General features: G+C 72.5%; 22 protein-coding genes. 10 read left to right on the forward strand and 12 right to left on the reverse strand.

The genetic code is table 11. From position 1 onward, the window contains the following. The first annotated feature begins 25 nt into the window (after window positions 1-25). The 5 genes from rpsB (at window position 26) to HHX40_RS33840 (ending at window position 4,452) form a co-directional block, all read left to right on the forward strand. Window positions 26-937 carry a 30S ribosomal protein S2 gene (rpsB, locus tag HHX40_RS33820; protein WP_138463255.1) on the forward strand — a complete coding sequence of 304 codons (912 nt, stop codon included), beginning with the start codon at window positions 26-28 and terminating at the stop codon, window positions 935-937. A gap of 192 nt (window positions 938-1,129) precedes the next feature. Continuing rightward, window positions 1,130-1,963, forward strand: coding sequence for a translation elongation factor Ts (gene tsf / locus HHX40_RS33825; RefSeq protein WP_111701995.1), 834 nt, complete (start codon window positions 1,130-1,132; stop codon window positions 1,961-1,963). Between the two features lie 118 nt (window positions 1,964-2,081). Further along, complete coding sequence (gene pyrH / locus HHX40_RS33830; protein WP_244460937.1) at window positions 2,082-2,780, forward strand: UMP kinase; 699 nt, start codon at window positions 2,082-2,084, stop codon at window positions 2,778-2,780. 9 nt (window positions 2,781-2,789) lie between these two features. Continuing rightward, window positions 2,790-3,347: a ribosome recycling factor gene (gene frr / locus HHX40_RS33835; protein ID WP_111701990.1), complete on the forward strand. Its 558-nt coding sequence runs from the start codon at window positions 2,790-2,792 to the stop codon at window positions 3,345-3,347. Between the two features lie 160 nt (window positions 3,348-3,507). Next, window positions 3,508-4,452 (forward strand): phosphatidate cytidylyltransferase, encoded by a 945-nt coding sequence (locus HHX40_RS33840; protein WP_182883818.1) that lies wholly within the window; start codon window positions 3,508-3,510, stop codon window positions 4,450-4,452. Window positions 4,453-4,533: 81 nt separating this feature from the next. Here HHX40_RS33840 and HHX40_RS33845 read toward each other — a convergent pair whose 3' ends face one another. Continuing rightward, complete coding sequence (locus HHX40_RS33845; protein WP_182883819.1) at window positions 4,534-5,568, reverse strand: suppressor of fused domain protein; 1,035 nt, start codon at window positions 5,566-5,568, stop codon at window positions 4,534-4,536. Between the two features lie 105 nt (window positions 5,569-5,673). Between HHX40_RS33845 and rlmN the strand changes: the two genes are divergently transcribed. Then, window positions 5,674-6,789 carry a 23S rRNA (adenine(2503)-C(2))-methyltransferase RlmN gene (gene rlmN, locus HHX40_RS33850; RefSeq protein WP_182883820.1) on the forward strand — a complete coding sequence of 372 codons (1,116 nt, stop codon included), beginning with the start codon at window positions 5,674-5,676 and terminating at the stop codon, window positions 6,787-6,789. 56 nt (window positions 6,790-6,845) lie between these two features. On the opposite strand, the gene HHX40_RS33855 is transcribed toward rlmN, so the two are convergent. Beyond that, the gene (locus tag HHX40_RS33855) at window positions 6,846-7,517 is read right to left on the reverse strand and encodes a hypothetical protein (RefSeq protein WP_182883821.1); all 672 of its coding nucleotides are present in this window, start codon (window positions 7,515-7,517) and stop codon (window positions 6,846-6,848) included. Next, entirely contained in the window at window positions 7,514-8,260 is a 747-nt protein-coding gene (locus HHX40_RS33860) for an ABC transporter ATP-binding protein (RefSeq protein WP_182883822.1), read from the reverse strand. The genes HHX40_RS33855 and HHX40_RS33860 overlap by 4 nt, the downstream gene beginning before the upstream one ends. A 155-nt stretch (window positions 8,261-8,415) precedes the next feature. Between HHX40_RS33860 and HHX40_RS33865 the strand changes: the two genes are divergently transcribed. Next, on the forward strand, window positions 8,416-9,819 hold the full coding sequence (locus HHX40_RS33865) for a M1 family metallopeptidase (protein WP_220499914.1): 1,404 nt from the start codon (window positions 8,416-8,418) through the stop codon (window positions 9,817-9,819). Window positions 9,820-10,160: 341 nt separating this feature from the next. Here HHX40_RS33865 and HHX40_RS33870 read toward each other — a convergent pair whose 3' ends face one another. From HHX40_RS33870 to HHX40_RS33900, 7 genes are all read right to left on the reverse strand, one after another. Then, window positions 10,161-11,714 carry an FGGY-family carbohydrate kinase gene (locus tag HHX40_RS33870; RefSeq protein WP_182883823.1) on the reverse strand — a complete coding sequence of 518 codons (1,554 nt, stop codon included), beginning with the start codon at window positions 11,712-11,714 and terminating at the stop codon, window positions 10,161-10,163. After that, window positions 11,711-13,402 (reverse strand): glycerol-3-phosphate dehydrogenase/oxidase, encoded by a 1,692-nt coding sequence (locus tag HHX40_RS33875; RefSeq protein WP_182883824.1) that lies wholly within the window; start codon window positions 13,400-13,402, stop codon window positions 11,711-11,713. The genes HHX40_RS33870 and HHX40_RS33875 overlap by 4 nt, the downstream gene beginning before the upstream one ends. Before the next feature lie 70 nt (window positions 13,403-13,472). Continuing rightward, the gene (lsrF, locus tag HHX40_RS33880; RefSeq protein WP_182883825.1) at window positions 13,473-14,357 is read right to left on the reverse strand and encodes a 3-hydroxy-5-phosphonooxypentane-2,4-dione thiolase; all 885 of its coding nucleotides are present in this window, start codon (window positions 14,355-14,357) and stop codon (window positions 13,473-13,475) included. Next, entirely contained in the window at window positions 14,350-15,396 is a 1,047-nt protein-coding gene (locus HHX40_RS33885; RefSeq protein WP_182883826.1) for an ABC transporter permease, read from the reverse strand. The genes lsrF and HHX40_RS33885 overlap by 8 nt, the downstream gene beginning before the upstream one ends. Next, window positions 15,393-16,352, reverse strand: a complete 960-nt coding sequence (locus HHX40_RS33890) for an ABC transporter permease (protein WP_182877506.1) — start codon at window positions 16,350-16,352, stop codon at window positions 15,393-15,395. The genes HHX40_RS33885 and HHX40_RS33890 overlap by 4 nt, the downstream gene beginning before the upstream one ends. Next, on the reverse strand, window positions 16,352-17,860 hold the full coding sequence (locus tag HHX40_RS33895; protein ID WP_182877507.1) for a sugar ABC transporter ATP-binding protein: 1,509 nt from the start codon (window positions 17,858-17,860) through the stop codon (window positions 16,352-16,354). The genes HHX40_RS33890 and HHX40_RS33895 overlap by 1 nt, the downstream gene beginning before the upstream one ends. Window positions 17,861-17,902: 42 nt before the next feature. Beyond that, window positions 17,903-19,021 (reverse strand): ABC transporter substrate-binding protein, encoded by a 1,119-nt coding sequence (locus HHX40_RS33900; protein WP_259404153.1) that lies wholly within the window; start codon window positions 19,019-19,021, stop codon window positions 17,903-17,905. A 249-nt stretch (window positions 19,022-19,270) separates the two neighbouring features. Between HHX40_RS33900 and HHX40_RS33905 the strand changes: the two genes are divergently transcribed. Then, window positions 19,271-20,014: a GntR family transcriptional regulator gene (locus HHX40_RS33905; protein WP_182877509.1), complete on the forward strand. Its 744-nt coding sequence runs from the start codon at window positions 19,271-19,273 to the stop codon at window positions 20,012-20,014. A 96-nt stretch (window positions 20,015-20,110) separates the two neighbouring features. On the opposite strand, the gene HHX40_RS33910 is transcribed toward HHX40_RS33905, so the two are convergent. Then, window positions 20,111-20,560: a carboxymuconolactone decarboxylase family protein gene (locus HHX40_RS33910; protein ID WP_182883828.1), complete on the reverse strand. Its 450-nt coding sequence runs from the start codon at window positions 20,558-20,560 to the stop codon at window positions 20,111-20,113. A gap of 83 nt (window positions 20,561-20,643) precedes the next feature. On the opposite strand from HHX40_RS33910, the gene HHX40_RS33915 reads away from it, so the two are divergent. After that, window positions 20,644-21,540: a sigma-70 family RNA polymerase sigma factor gene (locus tag HHX40_RS33915; protein WP_182883829.1), complete on the forward strand. Its 897-nt coding sequence runs from the start codon at window positions 20,644-20,646 to the stop codon at window positions 21,538-21,540. Between the two features lie 81 nt (window positions 21,541-21,621). On the opposite strand, the gene HHX40_RS33920 is transcribed toward HHX40_RS33915, so the two are convergent. Continuing rightward, a complete protein-coding gene (locus HHX40_RS33920) occupies window positions 21,622-23,151 on the reverse strand; it encodes a PucR family transcriptional regulator (RefSeq protein WP_182883830.1) in 1,530 nt (509 codons plus the stop codon). 53 nt (window positions 23,152-23,204) lie between these two features. Here HHX40_RS33920 and HHX40_RS33925 point away from each other — a divergent pair, with 53 nt between their 5' ends. Then, the gene (locus tag HHX40_RS33925) at window positions 23,205-23,531 is read left to right on the forward strand and encodes a nitrilase-related carbon-nitrogen hydrolase (RefSeq protein ID WP_259404154.1); all 327 of its coding nucleotides are present in this window, start codon (window positions 23,205-23,207) and stop codon (window positions 23,529-23,531) included. Window positions 23,532-23,574 lie beyond the last annotated feature (43 nt).

The raw sequence follows: 23,574 nt of genomic DNA on the forward strand, positions 1-23,574 counted from the left end.
CACACGACCATGGAGGACCATCACCATGGCCCCTGTCGTCACCATGCGGCAGCTGCTGGAGAGCGGCGTTCACTTCGGCCACCAGACCCGCCGGTGGAACCCGAAGATGAAGCGCTTCATCTTCACCGAGCGCAACGGCATCTACATCATCGACCTGCAGAAGTCGCTGTCGTACATCGACCGTGCCTACGACTTCGTGAAGGAGACCGTCGCGCACGGCGGCACCATCATGTTCATCGGCACGAAGAAGCAGGCGCAGGAGTCGATCGTCGAGCAGGCGTCGCGCGTCGGCATGCCGTACGTGAACCAGCGCTGGCTGGGCGGCATGCTCACCAACTTCTCCACCGTGCACAAGAGGCTCCAGCGGCTCAAGGAGCTGGAGGAGCTCGACTTCGACAACGTGGCCGGCTCCGGGCTCACCAAGAAGGAGCTCCTCATGCGCCGCCGCGAGAAGGAGAAGCTGGAGCGCACCCTCGGCGGTATCCGTGACATGGCCCGCGTCCCGAGCGCGGTCTGGGTCGTGGACACCAAGAAGGAGCACATCGCGATCAACGAGGCCAAGAAGCTCGGCATCCCGGTCGTCGCGATCCTGGACACCAACTGCGACCCCGACGAGGTCGACTACCCGATCCCGGGCAACGACGACGCCATCCGCGCCGTCAGCCTCCTCACTCGCGTGATCGCCGACGCCGTCGCCGACGGCCTGATGACCCGTGCGGGCGCCGGTCGCGGTGACGAGAAGCCCGCGGGCGTCGCCGCCGCCGAGCCGCTGGCCGAGTGGGAGCGCGAGCTCCTGGAGGCCCCCGCCGCCGAGGCTCCGGCCGCTGAGACCGCCGAGACCGCCGAGGCTCCGGCCGCCGAGACCGCGGAGGCCCCGGCTGCCGAGGCCGCCGAGGCTCCCGCCGCCGAGCAGGGCGAGCAGGCCGAGCAGGCCTAGGGTAGGACCACCGGTCCCCGCCGGCGCGGCTCCGGCCGCTTCCGACAGGCGGGGACCCCAGGGAAGACCTGGTCCCAGGCGCCGGTGCCGTACCGGGCACCGGCGCCCACGGCTCCACCGGGCGGGCGCGCCACACGGCCGGCCCCGCCCCCACGACGATTCGCATCCGGGTCCCGAAGAGGAAATTGGACAATGGCTTCCGTAAACATGGCCGACGTCAAGCGGCTTCGTGAGCTGACCGCCGCCGGCATGATGGACTGCAAGAAGGCGCTCGAGGAGTCCGAGGGCGACTTCGACAAGGCCGTCGACATCCTGCGCCTCAAGGGCGCCAAGGACGTCGGCAAGCGCGAGGCCCGCACCGCGTCGAACGGCCTGGTCGCCGTCAAGCACGAGGGCGACTCCCTCGCGGCGCTGCTGGAGCTCAACTGCGAGACCGACTTCGTCGCCAAGAACGAGCGTTTCCAGGAGCTCGCCGCCGACATCGTCGCGCACATCGTCGCGAGCAAGCCCGCCGACGTGCCGTCCCTGCTCGAGTCCGAGCTGAACGGCAAGACCGTCAAGGAGCTGCTCGACGAGGCCAACGCGGCGCTCGGCGAGAAGATCGAGATCCGCCGGTTCTCCGTGCTGGAGGGTGGCTTCATCACCTCCTACATGCACAAGACCGACCCGCAGCTCCCGCCGGCCGTGGGCGTGCTCGTGCAGCTCGACACGCCGAACGCCGAGATCGCCAAGGACATCGCCCAGCACACCGCCGCGATGGCCCCGAAGTACCTCAGCCCCGCCGAGGTGCCCGCCGAGGTCATCGAGAAGGAGCGGTCGCTGTTCGAGCAGATGACCCGCGAGGAGGGCAAGCCCGAGGGCGCCATCCCGAAGATCGTCGATGGCCGGGTCAACGGCTGGTACAAGGACTTCACGCTCCTTGAGCAGGCGTTCGTCAAGGACAACAAGAAGACGATCGCGAAGGTCGCGGACGAGGCCGGCGTCAAGGTCCTGGCCTTCACCCGCTACAAGGTCGGCCAGGCTTAGGCTTAATTGCCAGGATCGACCCACGCGACACGAGGAGGCCGCCGCCGTGCAGGAGAACACCAGACCCGCCACGCCGGCGGCTTCGTCGTACGACGGGCCGCTGCGGTGGAAGCGGGTGATGCTGAAGCTGTCGGGTGAGGCGTTCGCCGGTGGCGAGTCCCTCGGGATCGACCCGCGCGTCGTCGCCCAGCTCGCGGACTCGGTCGCCGAGGCGGTCCGCGAGGGCGTGCAGGTGGCCGTCGTCGTCGGCGGGGGCAACATGTTCCGCGGCGCGGCCCTGTCGCAGGGCGGCATGGACCGCGCCCGGGCCGACTACATGGGGATGCTGGGGACGGTCATCAACTGTCTCGCCCTGCAGGACTTCCTGGAGAAGCGCGGCATCGACACCCGCGTGCAGACGGCCATAACGATGCAGCAGGTGGCCGAGCCGTTCCTGCCGCGCCGGGCGATCCGCCACCTGGAGAAGGGGCGCGTGGTCATCTTCGGCGCGGGCCTCGGGTCGCCGTTCTTCTCGACCGACACCTGTGCCGCGCAGCGCGCGCTGGAGATCGGCGCCGAGGCGCTGCTGAAGGGCACCCAGGTCGACGGCGTGTACGACTCGGACCCGCGCAAGAACCCCGACGCGGTCCGATTCGACCAGCTTGAGTACGGTGAGGTGCTGACGCGGGGACTCGGGGTCATGGACGCCACCGCGATCAGCCTGTGCATGGACAACGGCCTGCCCATCGTGGTCTTCGACCTCATGGGCGAGGGCAACATCCTGCGGGCGGTCCGCGGTGAGAAGATCGGCACGCTGGTGAGTCCGGCAGGGAAGTAGGGAGCCGCAGTGATCGACGAAACCCTCCTCGAGGCCGAGGAGAAGATGGACAAGGCGGTGACGGTCGCCAAGGACGACTTCGCGAGCATCCGCACCGGCCGCGTGACGCCCTCGATGTTCAACAAGATCAACGTTGACTACTACGGGTCGCCGACGCCCATCCAGCAGCTCGCGTCGTTCCACGTCCCCGAGGCGCGCATGGTGCTCATCCAGCCGTACGACAAGGGCTCGCTGAACGGGGTCGAGAGGGCCATCCGCGACAGCGACCTCGGCGTCAACCCCAGCAACGACGGCACCGTGATCCGCGTGGTGTTCCCCGAGCTGTCGGAGGAACGCCGCAAGGAGTACATCAAGGTCGCCCGCAACAAGGCGGAGCACGGCCGGGTGTCCGTGCGGAACATCCGGCGGCACGCCAAGGAGATCCTCGACAGGCTCGTCAAGGATGGCGAGGCCGGCGAGGACGAGGTCCACCGCGCGGTCAAGGAGCTCGACGACCTCACCCAGAAGCACGTCGCGAAGATCGACGAGCTGCTGAAGCACAAGGAAGCCGAGCTGCTCGAGGTCTGACACCGCGGCCCCCGGGAGTGCCTGACAAAGGCTGCCCCACGCGCAGCAGGGCTTGATTTGTCAGACACGACCTAGGGCCGAACGGCATGACCGTGATCCTTGTGCCGCGCCATGGGCAGGTGCGGCACAAGGATCACGCGTATATGGAGAGTGAGACGCTGTGGACGGAACTGCTGCCGCCGGCGACCGGAACCCGGCGGGGGGCGCGACCGGCCCCTCCGGCGCCGGGCACGGCACCGAGAGGGACGACCCGGCGGACGCGGCCGCGCCGTCCGGCGACGCCGGGAAGGCCACCGGCCGCACCGGGCGCAACCTCCCGGCCGCCGTGGCGGTCGGCGTCGCGCTGGGCGCGGTGGTCATCGGCTCGCTCTACTTTGTCAAGGTGGCGTTCCTCGTCGTGGTCCTGGTGGCCGTCGGCGTGGGTGTTCACGAGATCGTCAAGGCGCTCGGCGGCTACGGTGTGCGGGTGCCCCTCGCGCCGCTGCTCGCGGGCATGGCGGCCATGGTGCTCGGCCCGTACTGGGGCGGTGCCACGTTCCTGGTCGGCGCGTTCGCGGTGACCGTGATGGTGCTGCTGGCGTGGCGGATGTTCCAGGGCGCCGAGGGCTTCGTCCGGGACGCGACGGCCGCGTTGTTCGTCGCGGCCTACCCGGCGCTGATCGCCGGGTTCGTCCCCCTGCTGCTGGCCCCCGAGGACGGGCCCGACCGGGTGATCGTGTTCGTCGCGGTGACGGTCTGCAGCGACATCGGGGGCTACTTCGCCGGAATCTTCTTCGGCAGGCACCGCATGTCGCCGCTCATCAGCCCGAAGAAGACCTGGGAGGGCTTCGCCGGGTCCACCCTCGCCTGCGTCGTCGCCGGCGCCTTACTGGTGCACTTCCTGCTGGGCGGCGAGTACTGGGAGGGCGCGGTCGTCGGCCTGGCCGGAGTCACCTGCGCGACGCTCGGCGACCTGGTCGAATCGGTGATCAAGCGCGACATCGGGATCAAGGACATGGGCACGCTGCTGCCGGGCCACGGCGGGGCGATGGACCGTCTCGACTCGCTGCTGTTCACGCTCGTCCCCGTGTGGCTGCTGCTCACCCTGCTCGTTCCGGTCGCCTGACGACCGGCCGCGCCCGACAACCACCGCGCCTCATAACGGTCCGCGCCGCACAACCGGTCGCCCGGCGACCGCGACGCCGGGTCAGATCCGGCTGGTGAGGGTGAGCCGCTCGGTCACCGCCCGATGCCCTTGCTCGGCCACCAGGCGGAGTTCGGCGTCGGTGAGCGGGAGCAGCCACAGCCACCGTACGACGTCCCCGCCAAACATGAATCCGGACATATCCGGTAGTCCTGGCGGGTCCATCAGCATGAGGACCCCCTCATGCCCGCCGCCCAGCGGGAACGTCACCGGCTTCTGGAACCAGCGGGCCGTGTGCCCATGCCCCAGCCAGGTCACCGACCGCCACGGGTACTGCCCGAGCCAGGAGAACAACCGGGCGGCGACCCTCGGATCCTGCCTGGTCGCGAGCGCGAGTTCCACCCGGCACGCCGTGTCGTACATCTCCGCGGTGGGCATCCGCTGGCAGCTCATGCCCACGGTCGACAGGACGGTGTAGTCCCTGGTGAACGTCGGCGGGCGCTCGCTGACGCCGACGAGCGGCAGGCGGTCGCCGCCGACGTCCCAGTAGCGACCCGGCGGGCCGAGCCTGCCGTCGAGGTGACCCAGCACGAACTGCTGGAAGGTGGCCCAGCTTCCCTCCGCCTGCCGCCACTGCCAGTAGGCGCGGGCCTTGGCCACGCGGGGGGCCAGCCCCTCCAGCGCCTCCGCGAGCGACCATGCGTACGGCGACTCCCCGACCGCGTCCCTGGCGTATCCGGGCAGGCCGCGGTCGAGGTCGGCCCAGGACGGAATGACCGCGAGGAGTTCGCCGTTCTCGTACAGGGCGACGCCGTCGCCCTCCTCGAACCACAGCACCGACAGCGCCGCGGGGTCGAGCGGCGAGGTGCCCTGCGGCCGCGTGGTGCGGTTCGCGGGCAGCACCGGCGGCAGCCCGGCGCCCACCCGTGCGGGGTCCGTCTCGGCGGGGGCCGGGACGTGGTTGGCCAGCCAGACCGCTCCGTGGACGATCCCCCGCGCGTCGCGAAGGTAAGCTACGGAGGAGGTCCGGTCGGCTTCGATCGTCAGTGTGCGGCTCCCGTAGGGGTTGGGGCTGGTGAGCACGACAGTGATGTCCACACCTCACCTCTCGTAGGCCTGCGGGATTCGGCCGCCAGACAGAATGTAGAACCGCTCGCGGCAGTCGTTAAGAGGACGGCCGCGAGGAGATGGAAAGGGTTTCGCGTGAGCGAGCAGCCGAAGACCGGGCAGCTGACCTTCGTCGCGCCCCGACGGGCCAAGCCGCAGCGCCATCTGGCCGACCTCACGATGGCCGAGCGCAGGGCGGCCGTGGCCGAGATCGGCGAGAAGCCGTTCCGCGCCGACCAGCTCTCGCGGCACTACTTCACCCGGCTGACCGGCTCGCCGGAGCAGATGACCGACCTGCCGGCGCCGCTGCGCGAGCGGCTGGTGGAGCAGCTCATGCCTCCGCTGCTGACGTCCGTACGCGAGATAACCTGCGACGGCGGCACCACCCGCAAGAACCTGTGGAAGCTGTTCGACGGCTCGCTGGTCGAGTCGGTCCTCATGCGTTATCCCGACCGCGTCACGATGTGCGTGTCCTCCCAGGCCGGGTGTGGCATGAACTGCCCGTTCTGCGCGACGGGGCAGGCGGGGCTCACCCGCAACATGTCCACCGCCGAGATCGTCGAGCAGGTCGTCGCGGGGGCGCGGGCGCTGGCGCGGGGCGAGGTCCCGGGCGGGCCGGGGCGCGTCACCAACGTGGTCTTCATGGGCATGGGTGAGCCGATGGCCAACTACAAGGCCGTCATCGGCGCCGTCCGCCGCCTGGTCGATCCCGCGCCGGAGGGCCTCGGCATCTCGGCCCGCGGGGTCACCGTCTCCACGGTCGGCCTGGTGCCGGCGATCGGCAAGCTGGCCGACGAGGGCCTGCCGGTGACGCTCGCCGTCTCCCTCCACGCTCCGGACGACGAGCTCAGGGACACGCTCGTGCCGATCAACACGCGGTGGAAGGTCGCCGAGGTGCTCGACGCGGCCTGGAGCTACGCGGCCAGGACCAAGCGGCGCGTCTCCATCGAGTACGCGCTGATCAAGGACGTCAACGACCAGGAGTGGCGGGCCGACCTGCTCGGCCGCCTGCTCAAGGGCAAGCTGGTGCACGTCAACCTCATCCCGCTCAACCCCACCCCCGGCTCGAAGTGGACCGCGTCGCGTCCCGAGGACGAGCGGGCCTTCGTACGCCGCCTGGAGTCCCATGGCGTCGCCGTCACCGTGCGGGACACGCGGGGACGGGAGATCGACGGGGCGTGCGGCCAGCTCGCCGCCGCGCCCCAGCCGTAGCGCGTCGGCCGTAGCGGGTCGGCCGCAGAGTCAGCCGTAGGGTCGGCCGCGGCGGGTCACGGCCGGATGCGGCGCAGCCACGTGTAGGCCGCCAGGCCGATCGCGGGCCACAGTAGCGACTGCGCCGTGAGCAGGAGCGGGTTCGCCAGCAGCACTCCGTGATGGGCGTCCCGCATCCAGCCCATCACCGGCACGGTGAGCCAGCGGGCCCCGGTGAGGCTGATCATCAGCATCAGCAGGTACCCGAAGATCAGGGCCATCGTGGAGACCGCCGGGGAGCGCAGGATCGGGCGGCTCGTCAACGCCCCGAGGGCGAGCCCCGCCGCCGCCGACAGCAGATGCAGCCACACGCCGGTCAGCAGCACGCCGGTCGTGGGGACGGTGGTCAGCCGGCCGAGCAGCGCGGCTTCGGCGATCGCGGCGAGCACGAGCAGCGAGGCGAACGCCGCCAGCAGGCCGCTCACCTGCTCCCGCGTTCGCAGGGCGGACAGGGCGACGGCGCGCTGCTCGTCCGGCTCGGTGTCCAGCAGGCCGCGGGCGGCCCACGCGAGCACCGGCACGAGCATGGCCGCCGAGTCGGCCGTGGCGGCGATCTCCTGACCGGTGGGCACGGCGGTGGCGTAGAGGACCGCGAGCAGCGCGAGCAGCGCGAACAGTGGTTGCAGGGCCCGGTGCGAGGCGACGTATCCGGCGACGCGGAACCGCGCCAGGGCGATCACGGAGGTCATCCCGCGGCCTCCCCGGCGACGCGGGCCGTGATGCGCACCGTGCAGCCCTCGGCGCGCAGGCGGTCGGCCAGTTCCGCGGCCCTCGACGCGGGCACCGCCACCTCCAGCACGGTCAGAGGCTCCTCGGCGGCCCGCTCGACCGGCTCCAGTTCCCGTACGGCGCGGTCGCGGACCTCGAAACGGCGCAGCCCGGGGAAGTCGCGCAGGTCGCCCTGGTGGTCGCTCACCACCACGATCCCGCCGCGCGCGCGGATCTCCCCGATGATCCGGGGAAGCTCGGCGCGGGTGGCGGTGTCGAGCCCGGCGAACGGTTCGTCGAGCACGAGCAGCCCCGGCTCGGCGAGCAGCGCCTGGGCGAGGCCCACCTTGTGGGCGCTGCCCTTGGACAGGTCCGGCAGACGCCGGCCGAGCAGGTGGTCCATGCCGAGCCGCTCGCTCCAGTGGCCGATCGCGTCCTGGGTCACGCGGCGGACCGCCGCCATGTGCCGCAGATAGGCCGCCACCGTGAACGGCTGGTCGGCGGGGAAGCGCTCGGGGGCGTACCCGACGACCCGGGGGCGGCCCTCCACGCGTCCGCGTACGGGCCTGAGCAGCCCGGCGGTGAGCCGCAGGAGGGTCGACTTGCCGGTGCCGTTGGGGCCCACGACCTCGGCGACGTCCCCGGGATCGAGGACCAGATCGGCGTCGGACAGGACCCACGGGTCGCGCCGTCCGTACCGGAAGGAGACGCTGGCGATCCGCATAGGTTCCCGAGCCTATCGAAGGATCTCCACCCATTTCGGGTATTCGTGATCAATAGCCCGGCGTCCGGGCTGAAGCGGCATCCGGCTCCGCCGGAAAACCCTCATAAATCGCAACAAGTGTCAATTTCGTGGCGCGATGCACCACGATGGTGCTCATGCTTCGCAGATCATCCCCCCTGACGGCTGTCCTCGCCGCCGGTCTCACATTGACCGCCTCCCTGGTGACCGCCCCCGCGGCCTGGGCCGACACCTACACGCCGGGCTCGGCCGGCCTGGGAGACCCGTACTTCCCGCACGCGGGCAACGGCGGGTACGACGCCGGCCACTACGCGATCAAGCTGAGGTTCACGCCGAAGACGCACCACATCAGCGCCACCACCACGATCACGGCCACGGCGACCAAGAACCTGTCCCGCTTCAACCTCGACTTCTCCGGGCCGAAGATCAGCCGCGTCGAGGTCAACGGCAAGCGGGCGGCGTACCGGCGGAAGGGTCAGGAACTCGTCGTCACCCCCCGGCACGGGCTGCCGTCGGGGGAGAAGTTCACGGTCGAGGTGTCCTACGCGGGCCGGCCGAAGTCGATCCAGGACGAGGCGCTCGGCGCCTCCGGCTGGATCGACACCACGGACGGCGCCGTCGTCGTGGCCGAGCCGGACGGCGCCCGCAGCTGGTTCCCGGTCAACGACAACCCCCGCGACAAGGCCACCTTCAGCTTCCAGGTCTCCGCGCCCCACGGCGTCACGGTCCTCGCCAACGGCGAGCCGAAGAACTCCGGGATCGTCGGCGTCCGCGGCGGCTACAGCACGTGGAGGTGGGAGATGTCCCAGCCCATGGCGCCGTACCTCGCCACGGTCGCGATCGGGAAGTTCAAGGTCACCGAGGGCACCGTCGACGGCATCCCCAGCATCACGGCGGTCGACCCCTCGCTGGCCAAGGAGTTCAGGTACCTGCACCGCACCACCGCCAAGGCGATCAGGTGGGAGTCGAAGGTTTTCGGCGCCTACCCGTTCACGTCCACCGGCGGCATCGCCGACAGGCTCAACGTCTCCTACTCGCTGGAGACCCAGGGCAGGCCGGTGTACGACAAGGGCATGGCCGACGACCTGGTCATCGTGCACGAGCTGGCCCACCAGTGGTTCGGCGACAGCGTCGGCCTGCGGAGCTGGAAGGACATCTGGCTCAACGAGGGCTTCGCGACGTACGCCGAGTGGTTGTACGAGGAGCAGCACGGCGGTCCGTCGGCCGAGAAGACCTTCGCGAAGCTCTACAAGAACAAGAGCGGCAGCGATTTCTGGAAGCTCAGGACGGGCGATCCGGGACGCGCCGGCATGTTCGACGGCGACGCGATCTACACGCGCGGCGCCATGACCGTGCACGCCCTGCGCAAGAAGATCGGCGACGAGACGTTCTTCACGCTGCTGCGCACGTGGACGGAGGAGAACCGGCACTCCACGGTCACCACGAAGGACTTCGTGGACCTCGCCGAGCGGCTCTCCGGCCAGGACCTCGACGCCCTGTTCGACGCCTGGCTCTACAAGGCGCACAAGCCCAAGCTCTGAGACGCGCCGACTCCCTCGCGAAGGGCGGTGCGACGCGCCGGGGCACTCGCGACGAGCCCGGGCCGCGCCACGCGGCCGGGTCGTGTGACGCGACCGGGTCATGCGAGGAGTTCGGGCGGGCGCGGGCGGCCGGTGAGACACCCGCCGCCCGCGCACCCGCCCCCGCACCCGCCGTCTCCGGGCGGCCGTCAGCGTGACGCCCACGGCGTTCGCGACCCCGCACGGCCGCGACACCGGGCTTCACGCGTCCGCCGGACGTCCCGCGCGACGTCCGGCCTCCACGCGCCCGCGACGCGGGCGCCACGCGACGACGGATCCACGCCGGAGGTGGCGGGCGGGGCTCAGCCCGCGGAGGCCGCGGGAGCGGGTTCGAACCCCGCCGTACGGTACCGCTCGATCTCCACCCATGCGGCCGACATCCCGGTGAGGCACCGGTCGAACACCTCCGCCTGCCGGACGTACGCCTCCCGGGCGGGACCGGGACGCACGCACAGGTCGTCGGTGTCGCTGACCGACCACGGTACGTCGCTGTGGCCGAGCGCGGCGGGCAGCAGCGAGGCGACCCCCCGCGCGCCCAGCTCGCTGGTGAGCTGCCGCCGGACGGGACGGCCGAGCACGTCGGCGAACACCTGCGCCCAGACCTCCGACCGCGCGCCGCCGCCGGCCAGCCGCCAGGGCCGGTCGCCGACGTCGGCCCCGCTGGCCAGGACCCGGTCGAGCTGGACCCGGTGATACTGGGCGACGCCCTCGATGACCGCGCGGGTGAGGTGACCGCGGCGGTGGACGGCGGAGACGCCGAGGAACGTCCCGGAGGCCGCCGGATGCTCGGGGGCGCCGTTGACGAAGGGCAGGAACAGCAGACCGCCGGCGCCCGGCTCGACCGTCGCCGCCTCCTCCAGCAGTTCCGCCGCGGGGACGCCGCCGCCCGTCTGCCGGTGCGGGGCCGAGGCCGAGCTCAGCCAGTCGAGGTTGGCGGCCGACGTGGGCGCGACCTCCATGGCGAGCATCGTGCCCGAGTCCGGCATCAGCGCGCTGAGCGTGACCTCGGGCGCGGGCGTCGCCGCGGGGACGACGACCCCGTTGATGGCCCACGTCCCCACGATGATCGTGACGTCGCCCGGCGCCCGGCCGCCCGCGCCGAGTGTCGCGGCCACGCAGTCCATGCAGCCCGCGATGACCGGCAGCCCCTCGGGCAGCCCGGTCAGCTCCGCGACCCGCGCGCTCAGCCCGGCGACGACCTGCCCCGACTCGCGCAGCGGAGGGAAGCGGTCGAGGTCCGCGGCCGGCAGCCCCACGAGTTCGAGTGCCGTCGGGGTGTAGGCGCGGGTGTCCAGCGCGACCATCCCGAACGCGCTCGCGTCGCTGTAGTCGGCGCTGGGCACGCCGGTGAGCCGCGAGGTCACCCAGTCCTTGCACGACAGCGCCCACCGGGTCCTCGCGTACGCCTCCGGCTCGGCGTCGTGCATCCAGCGCAGCAGCACGGCGGGCTGGGCGGCCCACGGGATGGAGCCGGTTTCGGCGGCGAGGCGGCGGGCCGCCTCCGGCTCGATCGCGTCCACGATGTGCTGGGCGCGGCTGTCGGACGACGCGATGGCCGGCCCGACCGGCCGCAGCGACTCGTCGACGGGATAGAGCCCGTTGCCGTGGGCCGCGACGCCGATCCCGGCCGGCACGTACCCGTCGGCCGCGAGCTTGCCCGCGAGGTCGCCGAGCAGCGACACGACGGTCTCGGCGAGGCCGGCCATGTCCACGTCGTGGCGGTGGGCCGTCACGCTGGTGCGCGGCGTGCGGGCGTGCACCACCCCCACCTCGCGTCCCTCCGCGTCGAACGCCGCCGCCTTCGACGCGGTCAGGCCCACGTCGACCCCGATGTAACACGTGGCCTGGTTCGTCATGCCGTCCTCCCGCTGCCCCTGCTCCCGCCCGTGCCCCCGCCAGTGCTTCCGCCAGTGCCCGCCGCCTCGGCCAGGGCGCGGGGGCGGTGGCGCCACAGCTCCCTCTCGTACGCGGCCACCTCGGAACGGGCCCGGTCCTCGTCCCAACCGAGGTGGCGTACGGCGACGTCCGCGCAGGTCGCGGCGCTGTTCAGGCCCATGTCGCCGTTGAGCCCGACAAGGATACGCCGCAGCATGACGTCGGCCAGCGTCACCGCCCCCTCCTCGCGTACGGCCATGACGACCTCGGCGGCGAGCGCCCCGGTCTCCTTGTCGACCACCTCGGCGAGCGAGGGGTCCCCGGCGGCGATCTCCAGCACCCTGCGGGCGCGCACGCCGTAGAGCTGCAGCAGGCGGCGGGAGGACGCCCGGTCGAGCGGCGAGTCGCGGAGGAAGTCGCGGACGAACTCCGGCCAGGCCGAGGTCTCCGCGCCGGGCAGGGGCCGTTCCCGGGTGACGCACGGGCGGGGACGGCGGCCGAGCACGCGCAGCGCCGCGTCGGTGACGTCCTCCGCCAGCGCCCGGTGGGTGGTGAGCTTGCCGCCGATGACGGTCAGCAGCCCCCGGTACGCCGGCCCGTGGTCGAGCACCGTGTGCCCACGGCTGATCTTCGCGTTGTCCGACACCCCGCTCGTGTACGGCAGGGGCCGGATCCCGGCGACGCTCCACAGCACGTCGGAGGGGGTCAGCCCGGCGCCGGGGAAGATCCGGTTGGTCTCCGCGAGCAGATACTCGATCTCGGCGTCGCTCGCGACGACCTCGTCCAGGTCGCCCTCGTACGTCAGGTCGGTGCTGCCGAGCACGTAGCGGCCCTGCCAGGGGAAGACGAAGATCGGCCTGCCGTCGGCCGCCGCCTCGAAGAAGATGCAGGTGTCGGGGGCGCCGGGGAACGGGTCGAGCACGACGTGGCTGCCCTTGGTGCCGCCGTTCAGGCGGCGGCTCTCGATCTGGCCGTCGAGGATCCGGTCGATCCACGGCCCGGCGGCGTTGACGGTGACGGCGGCCCGGATCTCGCCGCGCGCCCCCGTCCGCACGTCCTCGGTGCGCAGGCCCGCGACGCGGTCGCCCTCGACGACGAGTCCGGTGACGGAGGTGTAGGTCAGCACCCGCGCGCCGAGGCGGTGCGCGTCGAGGAACAGCTCGACGCAGAGCCGCTCCGCCCAGGGCACCTGCGCGTCGTGGAAGAGCGCGGCCCCGCGCAGGCCGTCGCGGGAGAGCGTGGGCCACCTGCGGGCCACGGTGCGGACCGGGACGGTCCGGCTCAGGCCGCGTCCCCGGCCCAGAGCCAGCAGGTCGAACGCCAGCAGGCCGAGGCGGATGAGCGTGCCGGGCCGGGTGTTCCCCTTGTAGAAGGGGATCAGCATCGGGTAGTCGCGGATGAGGTGCGGAGCGGTGCGGAACAGCAGGTGCCGCTCCCGGATGGATTCGTGCACGAGCGCGAGGTCGTAGCGCTCCAGGTACTTGAGGCCGCCGTGGATGAGCCGGCTGGAGGTGCTCGACGTGCCCGAGCCCACGTCGGCGCGGTCGACGACGACGACGCGCAGGCCGCGGGCCGCGGCGTCCCGGGCGATGGCGAGCCCGTTGATACCGGCTCCGATGACGGCGAGATCGACGACGTCGTTCTCGCCGGAGGGGACATGGTGCGACATGGGAGGCTCCCGGGGGAATGACGGGCGCGGGTCCGCGGGCGGCGCTCGCCGGACCCGCGCCCTTGGGGGTTCAGATCGCGGCGCCGGCCGTCTTCTCCTGGAAGATCTCGTACGCCTCCTCGGGCTTGAGCCCGTCGTGCACGACCCCGCGGACGGCGGCGAGCATCCCGGCGGGGTTCTCGCTCTGGAAGATGTTGCGGCCCATGTCGACGCCCGCGGCGCCCTCCTGGATCGACCGGTAGGCCATCGTCAGGGCGTCCAGCTCCGGCAGCTTCTTGCCGCCGGCCACGATGATCGGCACCGGGCAGCTCGCGGTGACGGTCTCGAAGCCGTCCTCCACGTAGTACGTCTTGACGATGTGGGCGCCCATCTCCGCGCTGATCCGGGTGGCGAGGCGGAAGTAGCGCGCGTCGCGGACCATGTCCTTGCCGACGGCGGTGACGCCGAGCACGGCCACGCCGTGCCGCTGACCGGCGTCGACCAGCGCGGCCAGGTTGGCCACCGACCGCGACTCGTGCTCGCCGCCGATGAACACCTGGATGGCCACGGCCGCGGCGTTGAGGCGCAGCGCGTCCTCCATGTCGAGCGCGATGTGCTCGTCGGACAGCTCGCGCAGGATGCTCGGGCCGCCGCTGGCGCGCAGCACGATTCCCGCGCCCGTGGTCGCGGGGATGCTGGTGCGCAGCGCGCCGCGGGTCATCATGATCGCGTCGGCGTCCGGCGTGAGCGGGGCGATCCGGGTGTCGAGGCGCTCCAGACCGGCCATCGGCCCCACGAAGTAGCCGTGGTCGAAGGCGAGCATGACCGTGCGCCCGGTGTCCGGCCGGAAGATGCGCGACAGGCGGTTGCGCAGGCCCCAGTCCTGCCCGTGCGCGCCCTTGACGTGGAAGCCGCCCGCCGCGGGCCCGGACGTCCCGAAGTCGCGGGCGTCGAGCAGGCCGTCGGTGTCAGCCATCAGTGTCGTCTCCTGTGATAGTGGTGGTGGTCGTGGCGGCCGCGGGTCGCGGCCGCCGTCTGAACAGGGAGGCCAGGCCTCCGCTACGGTCGCCTCCGCCTGCGAGGAACAGGACGAAGAGCACCAGGCCGCCCTTGAGCAGGTTCTGCGCCGCGGTGCTCCAGCCGACGAGGTTGACCAGGCCGTCGAGGAGGATGAAGAACAGGGCCGCGCCCCACACGCCCACCGGGACCGCCCGGCCGCCGGAGATCAGCGTGCCGCCGATGACCACGACGGCCACGGAGTCGAGCAGGTAGCGGGTGCCGAGATCGGCCGAGGGCGCGATGTAGGCGGCGAGCAGCGCGCCGGTCAGCCCGGCCAGCGCCCCGCTCAGCAGGTACGTCGTGGCGATGACCCGGGCCACCGGGACGCCGGCCCGTTCGGCGGCGCGGCGGTTCTGCCCCACCGCGACCAGCGACCGCCCGTAGACCGTACGGCGCAGCAGGGCGGCGACGAGCACGGTCAGCACCGCGATCGCCAGCGCGAGGACCGGTACGCCCGCCGGACGGAGGTTGAGCGCCGCGCGGAGCCCGGCGTCGGGCACGGCGGTGAAGCCGTTGGCCGTCGACAGCGTGATCGACGAGGCGACGAGCCCCGCGGCCAGCGTGGCGATGATCGGGGGCACGGACAGGCCGAGGATGGCCACGGTGCTGACCGCCGCGACGAGGACGCCCACGCCGATGCCCGCGAGGATGCCCACGGCCGCCGAGCCGGTCGCGGAGGCCGCCGCCACCGAGACGAACCCGGCGAGCGAGATGACCGAAGAGACCGACACGTCGATGTTGCCCGGGCCCGCGGTGACGACCAGCATCTGCCCGAGCCCGACGATGACGAGGTAGGGCGCGAGGGACAGGGCCAGGGAGACCGTCTGCCCGCCGCCCTGGCCCGAGATGACCAGGATCACCAGCCACACGAGCGCGGCGGCGGCGAAGCCCCAGACCCAGGGGGCGCCGTTCCGGGGGCCGCTCCAGGAGCGCGGCCCGGCCACGCGGATGTTCATCGCAGCACCTTCCCCACGACGACGCGGCCGGCGAGCACGGCCAGGACGATCACTCCCTGTACGGCCGACTGCATGTCGGACCGCACGTCGAGCAGGCTGAGAACCACGCTGACCAGGCCCAGCGTGACCCCGCCGACGGCCGCGCCCCACGGCACCGCGGTGCCGCCGGCGAAGGAGCCGCCGCCGAGGATCACCGCGGCCACCGTCATGAGCGTGTAGCTGGAGGCCGACGACACGTCCCCGCCGCCCGTCTGGGAGGCCAGGACGAGGCCGGACAGCACGCCGAGCACGCCCGCCGCGGCGTAGGCGACGACGCGGGAGGTCACCGGGCGCAGCCCGGCCCGCCGCAGCGCGACCGGGTTGCTGCCGAGGCCGCGCATCCGCACCCCGAGGGCGCTGCGCGCGGAGAGCAGGTAGACCAGCAGGGCGACGACCACGATCGGCAGCAGCGGCGCGGGGAAGCCGGCGGGCTGCCACGCGCCGAAGGACGCCAGCCACTCCGGGGTCGTGCCGCCGGGGGTGGGCAGCAGGAACAGGCCGAGGCCGAGCCAGACGAACGACGCGCCGAGGGTCGCGATCAGCGCCGGCACCTGCCGCAGGTGGATGAGGAGGCCGAGGACGGCGTACGCCGCGACCAGCCCGGCCAGCACGAGGACGCCGGTCAGGGGCGACGACACCAGCAGCGTGGCGGAGACCACGGTGACCAGGCCGACGAAGTTGCCGATCCCGAGGTCGATGTCGCCGACGGCCATCAGCGTCATCTGGGCCTGCGCGGCGATCACCAGCGGCACGGTCGCGGACAGGACCAGGGTGAGGCCCTCCACGGTCAGCACGCCCGGCTGGAGCGACGAGCAGACGCCGATCATCACGATCAGGGCCACGGCGCTTACCGCGGCGGGTGCGGAGCGGCGCATCCGCGCCCGGCCCGGCAGGGCGGGGGCGAGAAGCTGGGCCATCAGTCGTCTTCTCCCTTCTCGGCGAAGGAGACGCCGATGATGCGTTCCTCGGAGATCTCCTCGCCGGTGAGTTCGGCCACCACCCGGCCGGCGCGGAAGACGTAGACCCGGTCGCAGTGGGCCATCTCGGCGTTCTCGCTGGAGTACCAGACGACGCTGCGGCCCTTCGCCGCCTCCTGCCGGATCAGGCCGTACAGATCGGTCTTGGTGTGCACGTCCACGCCCCGGAACGGGTCGTCGAGCAGCACGAGCCCGGCGGGGGAGGCGAACGCGCGGGCGACGATGACCTTCTGCTGGTTGCCGCCGCTCAGTTCGGTGATCCCGGCCTCCGCGCCGCCCCTGATCGACAGGCGCTTCACCCAGTCGGCGACGACGGCGCGTTCCTCCGCCGGGCGGCGCAGCCCGCGCCGGGCGATCCCGCGCAGCGCGGTCACGATCAGGTTGTCGCCCACGCTCCACAGGGGCAGCACCCCCGAGCGCTGCCGGTCGCCGGGCACGTACGCCCGGCTCACACCGACGGTGGTGTCGCGCCGGACGGGCCGCCACAGGCGTTCGAGCACCTCCTGCTGGCCCTGACCGGCCAGCCCGGCGAGGCCCACGACCTCGCCCCTGCCGACCCGCAGGGTGACCTCCCGCAGGCCGGGGCCGGTGGCCCCGAGCAGTTCGGCCACCGTCTCGCGGGCGGCGGTCCCGGCGGCGGCCGGCGCGCCGAACGTCGGCGGAGCGGCGACGTGCGCGCCCATCAGCCCGAGGACGTCCGGTTCGCTCAGGCCGGAGGCGGGCCGCTCGGCGGTGACCGCGCCGTCGCGCAGGACGGCGACGCGGTCGGCCACCGAGAGGACCTCCCGGATGCGGTGCGAGATGAGCAGCACGGCCGTCCCGGCCTCGGTCAGCCGCCGCACGTAGGCGTACAGCGACCGGGCGGCGTCCGGGCCGAGCGACTCGGTGGGCTCGTCGAGGATCAGCAGGTCGAGCCGGTCCACCAGGCAGGCGCGGGCGATCTCCACCATCTGGCGGCGGGCGAGCGACAGGTCCTCCACCCGATCGCGCGGGGAGACGCCGTGACCGGGGAACATCTCGTCGAGGCGGCGGCGCACCGCGTCGCTCGCGGCCCGCCGCCACCGCAGGCGGGGCAGGCAGTGCCGCGAGGACACCCACATGTTCTCCGCCACGGTGAGATCGGGGCACAGCGACGTCTCCTGGTAGGCCATCCGCACCGTGCGGAAGTCTCCGGCGGACGCCTTCGCGCCGTGGACGAGGACCGTGCCGGCGTCGCAGGGCTCCAGCCCGGCGAGGACCCGCATGAGGGTGCTCTTGCCGGCGCCGTTGTGGCCGACCAGCCCGAGCACCTCACCCGCGCGGACCTCCAGGTCCACGCCCGCCAGCGCCCGGGTGCGCCCGTACGTCTTGGTCACGCCCCTGGCGGTGACGACGGGCGGCCGGCCGGCCGGTCCGGTGTCCGTGTCCGGCGGCGCGGTGCCGCCGGCCGGGAGATTGTCGACGTGCATGCCCGGTCTCCTCCGTCTCCTGCGTGCGGTGTGTGGAGCGGGTCAGCCCTGCGCCGACGGGATCGGCGGCTGCACCGGCTTGCCACCGGTCTTGACGGCCTCGACCTGCTGCCGGAACAGGTCGCGGGTCCACGGCCAGGCGGCGTACTCGTCGGGCTTGAGCACCGAGGCCCAGGCGTCGCGGTCCTTCTGCTCGATCAGGACGATCGGGAAGGTCATCTGCTTGGGCACGTCCTTGCCGTCGAGCAGGTCGAGCGCCTCCCAGAGGGCCGCGACCGACTGGCCGGGGTCGGACATGACGGCGACCGAGCCGTTGTCGATCTTGTTGTCCCGCCAGTAGCTCAGCGCGCGGCCGTTGGTCTCGAAGTCCACCGCGGGCACGGTCTTGCCGGCCGTGGCGAACGCCTGGGCCACGCCGTAGCCGTCGCCGCAGCCGATGACGCCGTCGACCTTCGGCACGCTGGACAGCACGCCGAGCACCGCCTTCTGCGCGGTGGCGCCGTCGCACATGCCGGTCACCGTCGCCACGGTCTTCACCCCGGGGTAGTCCCCGAGGATCTTCTTGGTGGTGTCGAGCATCTCGGCCTCGGGCTGGGACCCGACGACGCCGCGGCTCACGATGACCGAGCCCTTGCCGCCGATGCCCTCCAGGAGCGGCTTCGCGGCGTACGTCGCCCAGTCGACGAAGCTGTTCTGCAGCACGTGCGCGCAGGGCGCGTCGATGGCCGAGTCGAAGACCACGACCTTGACGCCCGAATTGCAGGCCTGCTGGATGACGGGCTGCAGCGCGGTCGGCGAGGCCGGGTCGATGAGCAGGGCGTCGGGCTTCTGCAGCAGCAGGCTCTTGATCTGGGCGACCTGCTCGGTCGCGGAGTTGTCGCCCGGCGCGTTGACGACCTTGTACTTGCCGATCAGCCCGTCGCTCTTGGCCTGCTGGGCGGCGGCCTCGAACTTGGCGATCATCGTCTGCCGCCAGCCGTTGCCGATGAAGCCGTTGCTCAGCGCGATGAAGGGCTTGCCGCCGCCGTTGCCGCCGCTCGCGGCCCCGTCCGCGGCGGCGGTGTCACCGGAGCCACCGGAGCCGCAGCCCGCGGCCAGGACGGCGAGAGCGGAGATCGCCGCGGCCGAGGCGGCGCGCCAGGGCCGGCGTGTGGGACGCATGTGCATGGTGTCTCCAGTCAGAGCGGGTTCGCGAGGGGGGAGATCGGCTGGGACACGTCGGCCCGATGCCGACTTGTCATTACAGGCCTGTAGTGACAAGCAAACTAAGACGGCGTTTCGGGCATGTCAAGAGGCTGTTTCCGGTCGGACTACTTGGAGAGTCATGGATAATCTTGATGACGGCTCCCACCACTTGTAGTGACAGGTGTTGGTCGGGCATGCTGCTGCGGTGCCGCCAAGGAGGTTCCCGTGACCCTGACCTATCCGCCCCTGGACCGCGACGGGGCGGAACCGCTGTGGATGCAGCTCATGCGGGCGTTGCGCGCGGAGATCGAGAGCGGCGAGCGCGGCCCCGACCGGCCGCTGCCGTCGGAGGCCGAGCTGAGCGACCTGTTCGGCGTCTCCCGCACGGTGGTCAGGGAGGCGCTGCGCGAGCTGGTCCAGCAGCGACTGATCTACAAGGTGAAGGGCAAGGGGGCCTTCGTCGCCCCCCGCAAGACCGAGCTGAGGTTCGTCGGGTCGATGTCCGGATCCGCCGACGACCTGCGGGAGTCGGGCCGCCGGGTGACCACCCAGACCATCCGCCAGGCGCTCGGCGAGGCCGACGAACGGGAGGCCGCGCTGCTGCGGATCCCGCAGGGGGAACAGGTCGTACGGCTGCGCAGGCTCCGCCGCGTCGACGGCCAGCCGTGGCTGCTCGTCGAGACGGCCCTGCCCGCCCGGCTCGTCCCCGGCCTGGAGCGGGTCGTCCTGGAGAACCAGTCGCTCTACGACACGCTGCGGCGCCGGTACGGCATCGAGCCCGCGGCGGCCGACCGCTGGATCGAGGCGGTCTTCCCCGACCGGGAGGACGCGGCGCTCCTGGAGGTGTCCACCTCGACGCCGCTCCTTGGCATCGAGTCGGTCGCGTGGCTGGAGGACAACACCAGGTTCGAGGCCTACCACGCCCTCCACCGCAGCGACCAGACCCGCTTCTACGTCGGCATCCGCTGACCACGCCGTCGTCCGTGCCTCCGGCGTCCCGGGCGGCGGGGCGTCATCCCTCGCTTCGGAGGCCGCGGCCTCCGGACGGACGACGCCCCGCCCGGCTCACCAGCTCTTGCCGGCCTGCTCCCGGACCGTACGGTTGATCCGGTTGAAGAAGTTGGTCAGCGCGATCTCCAGATTGATCGCGGACAGCTGCGCCTCGTCGAAGTGCGCGGCGGCGGCGTCCCAGATCTCGTCGGTCACACCCGGCGCGCCGTCCTGGATCCGGGTGGCGGCCTCGGTCAGCGCGAGCGCGGCTCGCTCCGCCTCGGTGAAGAAGGGCGTCTCGCGCCACGCGACCACGTTGTGCAGCCGCTCGTCGGTCTCCCCGTGCTTCCTGGCCGCCGCGACCCCGGCGAAGACGCACGGGCTGCAGCCGTTGATCTGGCTGGCCCGCAGGTGGACCAGGTCGAGCACGCGCGGCTCGACGCCACTGGCGTGAATCGCCTTGTAGAGGTGCTGGATCGCCGTCGTCACGTCGGGATTCGCCCGGCTCTTCATGCGTGCTTCCATCGGTGTCGCCCCTTCATCGGTTACCCGCGCCCGTCCGGGCGCGTCATCACCCATGACGTGGCGGATTCGAGGAAGGTAACAACATGTCCGACACCAACCCGGCCGACCCGGTGGGCGAGGCGTTCGAGGCCCAGCGCGACCGGCTGCGCGCGGTCGCCTACCGCATGCTCGGCTCGCGGGCCGACGCCGAGGACGTGGTCCAGGAGGCCTGGCTGCGGCTCTCCCGCCAGGGCACCGAGAGCATCGACAACCTCGCCGGCTGGCTGACCACGGTGGTCGGCCGGATCAGCCTGGATGTCCTCCGGTCGCGCCGGGCCCGCCCCGAGGCGTCCTACGACGACCGGCTGGCCGAACTCGTGGTGACGGCCGACGACGGCCTTGCGCCGGAGGACGACGTGGCGCTCGCCGACTCGGTCGGGCTCGCGCTCCTGGTCGTCCTGGAGTCGCTCCGGCCGAGCGAGCGGCTGGCGTTCGTGCTGCACGACCTGTTCGCGGTGCCGTTCGACGAGATCGGCCGGATTCTCGGCAGGTCCGCCGACGCCGCCAAGATGCTCGCCAGCCGCGCCCGCGGGAAGGTGCGGGCGAACCCTCAAGAGCCCGGACGGCCGAGGGCCGCCGGACGGGAACAGCGCGAGGTGGTCCAGGCCTTCCTGGCGGCGGCCCACCGCGGCGATTTCGAGGGGCTGCTGCGCGTGCTCGACCCCGAGGTGAAGCTGACCGTTGACACCTCCGACGGTGTGGTCGTCGTCCTCGGCGCCACCAAGGTCGCCGCGGGCGCGACCGCGCGAGTCGCCGCCGGCGCGGCCGCGCGAGGGCGAGCGGTGCTCGTCAACGGCCTTCCCGGGTTCGTCTCCTGGCGCGAGGACGGGACTCCGCTCTCGGTCATGGCGTTCACCGTCGTCGACGGCCGGATCGTGGCCATCTCCACCGTCATCGACCCGGCCAGGCTCGCGTCGGCGGATCTCCCGGATCCGGCGTGAGCCGCCGCCGGGCATGAGATCGCGCACCGCGAGCCACCCGGGCCCGCGAAGCCGTCGTGGAGACCGAAGTCCGTACCGGCCCTAAAGTCCGCCGAGCTGGGAGGCGGCGCGGATGGCGAGCCACACCTCGGCGAAGTCGCCGGTCGCCGACAGGTCGCGGCCGGTCAGCGCGCCGAACCGGCGCAGCCGGTACGCCAGCGTGTTGGGGTGGACGTGCAGGGCCCGCGCGGCGTCGTCGACGCGGCGGTCGCGTTCCATCCAGGTCCGCACCGACGCGACCAGGTCCGATCCGTGCGCGGTGTCGTACCGCAGGGCGTCGCCGAGCACGTGCTCGACCAGGGCGGCCAGCACGCCCACGTCGTCCGGCAGCCACCGGCCCGTGGTGTCCTCGCCGTACGTCACCAGCGGCCGGCCGGACTCGGCGGCGCGGGAGGCCGCCCACAGCGCCTCGCGCTGGGCGACCCGCAGCGACGACCCGGGCGGGAGCGGGCGGCTGACGCCCGCCGCGATCCCCGGGATCTCCCGCAACGCCGCCCCCGCCTCTCCGGCGCCCGCCCCGCCGTCCTCCCGCGGGTCACGCGGTGCGGCGCCCGTCCCCGCGTCGCCGGTGATCACGGAGGCCGGCGTCAGCACGTACAGGTCGCGGTGCCGGCGGAGCATGAGGTGGGGGTGCTCGCCGAGGGCGCCCACGACGGCGTCGTCCTCGGCGTCGCGCGCCACGAGCAGCACGACCTCGACGTCCGGGAGGAGGCCCATGAGGGCGAGCCTGCGCCGGGCGGTCTCCGGGTCGAGCACGTCCTGCAGCAGCTCGGCCAGCGTCTCCGCGCCCTGCCGCCGCAGCGTCTCGCGCCGGCTACGCACCATCGCGAGCCGCAGCGCGGCGACGGTCGCGATGTGCTGCACCACGGCCAGCCCGGCCGGGCGGGCGCCCTGCCGCTCGAAGGCCACCAGCCATCCCGCCGGGCCGCCGGGCGCGGGGACCGGGAGCGCGAAACCGCCGGGGATGGTCGGCGGCGCGTCCGCCGAGGCGGGCAGCCGTACGCCGGGAGGGGGCGCGGGCACGCCGGGCAGCAGCGGACGCCCCTGCGGGGTGCTCAGGTGGATGGCGTACCCCGACAGCCGTTCGAGCCGCTGGAACAGCCCGGCCGTGTCCAGCCCTTCCGAGGCGAGCCAGCGCAGCGCGCCGAACACCTGGAGCTGTGCTCCCAGCCGCTGCCGGGCGTCCTCCTGCACGGCCGCCGCGACCTCCTGCGCGATCGCGATGAACGGCACGGCCAGCGGCACCTCCAGCACCGGGAACCCCCGCTCCTCGGCGGCGTCGAGGAAGGCCCGGCGCAGCGGCGGGACGTGCAGGCCCGCGCTGAGCGCGAGCGCGGCCACTCCCGCGTCGTCCAGCCGTTCCAGGTACGCGCGCTGCGCGGCGGCGGCGCGCGGCACGCCGATGCCGGTCGTCATGATGACCTCGGCCCCGAGCAGCCAGGGGGTCGGGTCGTCGAGCTCGCTCACGTGTGCCCAGGAGACCGACCTGCCGAGGCCGCGCTCACCGGCCACGACCCTCAGCTGCAGCGCGGGGGAGCGCAGCAGGTCCTCCACCGTGGTGTGCGTGTCCACATCGTGGAGCCTATTTCTGGTGATAGACCCAATTGTCCTTATTCGGAGGGCGGCTGGTGGTGCTGCCCGAGCTCGTCAACAGCGGATACGTCTTCACCGCGCTCGGCCGGATCGGCATGATGGTCTGCTACGACCTGGAGTTCCCCGAATGGGTGCGCTCGGCGGGCCTCGCCGGGGCGGACCTGCTCGCCGTCTCCACCAACTGGCCCGCCTCGCCGGTGCCGGCGGGGGAGCGGCCCGTGCTGACGGACGGTCCCGCCGTGCTGACGGCCGACTGCGACCTGGCCCGGGCGAGGGACAAGGCCACCGGCCGCCGCAACGACGTCCACCGCGACCGCCGGACGGACCTCTACCGACGCTCGACGTGGCCTACCATCTGATCGGCCTGCTCGCGCCGGGCACGGCCTGACGCCGGGGAGAAGC

The organism is Microbispora sp. H10949, from assembly GCF_014161435.1.
In the GTDB taxonomy this organism is placed as follows: Bacteria; Actinomycetota; Actinomycetes; order Streptosporangiales; family Streptosporangiaceae; genus Microbispora; species Microbispora triticiradicis.

What these genes read in the sequence shown, in the direction of transcription:
- rpsB (WP_138463255.1), top strand. Translation starts at nt 26, where the DNA reads ATGGCCCCTGTCGTCACCATGCGGCAGCTGCTGGAGAGCGGCGTTCAC.
- tsf (WP_111701995.1), top strand. Translation starts at nt 1,130, where the DNA reads ATGGCTTCCGTAAACATGGCCGACGTCAAGCGGCTTCGTGAGCTGACC.
- pyrH (WP_244460937.1), top strand. Translation starts at nt 2,082, where the DNA reads ATGCTGAAGCTGTCGGGTGAGGCGTTCGCCGGTGGCGAGTCCCTCGGG.
- HHX40_RS33855 (WP_182883821.1), bottom strand. Translation starts at nt 7,517, where the DNA reads ATGACCTCCGTGATCGCCCTGGCGCGGTTCCGCGTCGCCGGATACGTC.
- HHX40_RS33860 (WP_182883822.1), bottom strand. Translation starts at nt 8,260, where the DNA reads ATGCGGATCGCCAGCGTCTCCTTCCGGTACGGACGGCGCGACCCGTGG.
- HHX40_RS33865 (WP_220499914.1), top strand. Translation starts at nt 8,416, where the DNA reads ATGCTTCGCAGATCATCCCCCCTGACGGCTGTCCTCGCCGCCGGTCTC.
- HHX40_RS33870 (WP_182883823.1), bottom strand. Translation starts at nt 11,714, where the DNA reads ATGACGAACCAGGCCACGTGTTACATCGGGGTCGACGTGGGCCTGACC.
- HHX40_RS33875 (WP_182883824.1), bottom strand. Translation starts at nt 13,402, where the DNA reads ATGTCGCACCATGTCCCCTCCGGCGAGAACGACGTCGTCGATCTCGCC.
- lsrF (WP_182883825.1), bottom strand. Translation starts at nt 14,357, where the DNA reads ATGGCTGACACCGACGGCCTGCTCGACGCCCGCGACTTCGGGACGTCC.
- HHX40_RS33885 (WP_182883826.1), bottom strand. Translation starts at nt 15,396, where the DNA reads ATGAACATCCGCGTGGCCGGGCCGCGCTCCTGGAGCGGCCCCCGGAAC.
- HHX40_RS33890 (WP_182877506.1), bottom strand. Translation starts at nt 16,352, where the DNA reads ATGGCCCAGCTTCTCGCCCCCGCCCTGCCGGGCCGGGCGCGGATGCGC.
- HHX40_RS33895 (WP_182877507.1), bottom strand. Translation starts at nt 17,860, where the DNA reads ATGCACGTCGACAATCTCCCGGCCGGCGGCACCGCGCCGCCGGACACG.
- HHX40_RS33900 (WP_259404153.1), bottom strand. Translation starts at nt 19,021, where the DNA reads ATGCGTCCCACACGCCGGCCCTGGCGCGCCGCCTCGGCCGCGGCGATC.
- HHX40_RS33910 (WP_182883828.1), bottom strand. Translation starts at nt 20,560, where the DNA reads ATGGAAGCACGCATGAAGAGCCGGGCGAATCCCGACGTGACGACGGCG.
- HHX40_RS33915 (WP_182883829.1), top strand. Translation starts at nt 20,644, where the DNA reads ATGTCCGACACCAACCCGGCCGACCCGGTGGGCGAGGCGTTCGAGGCC.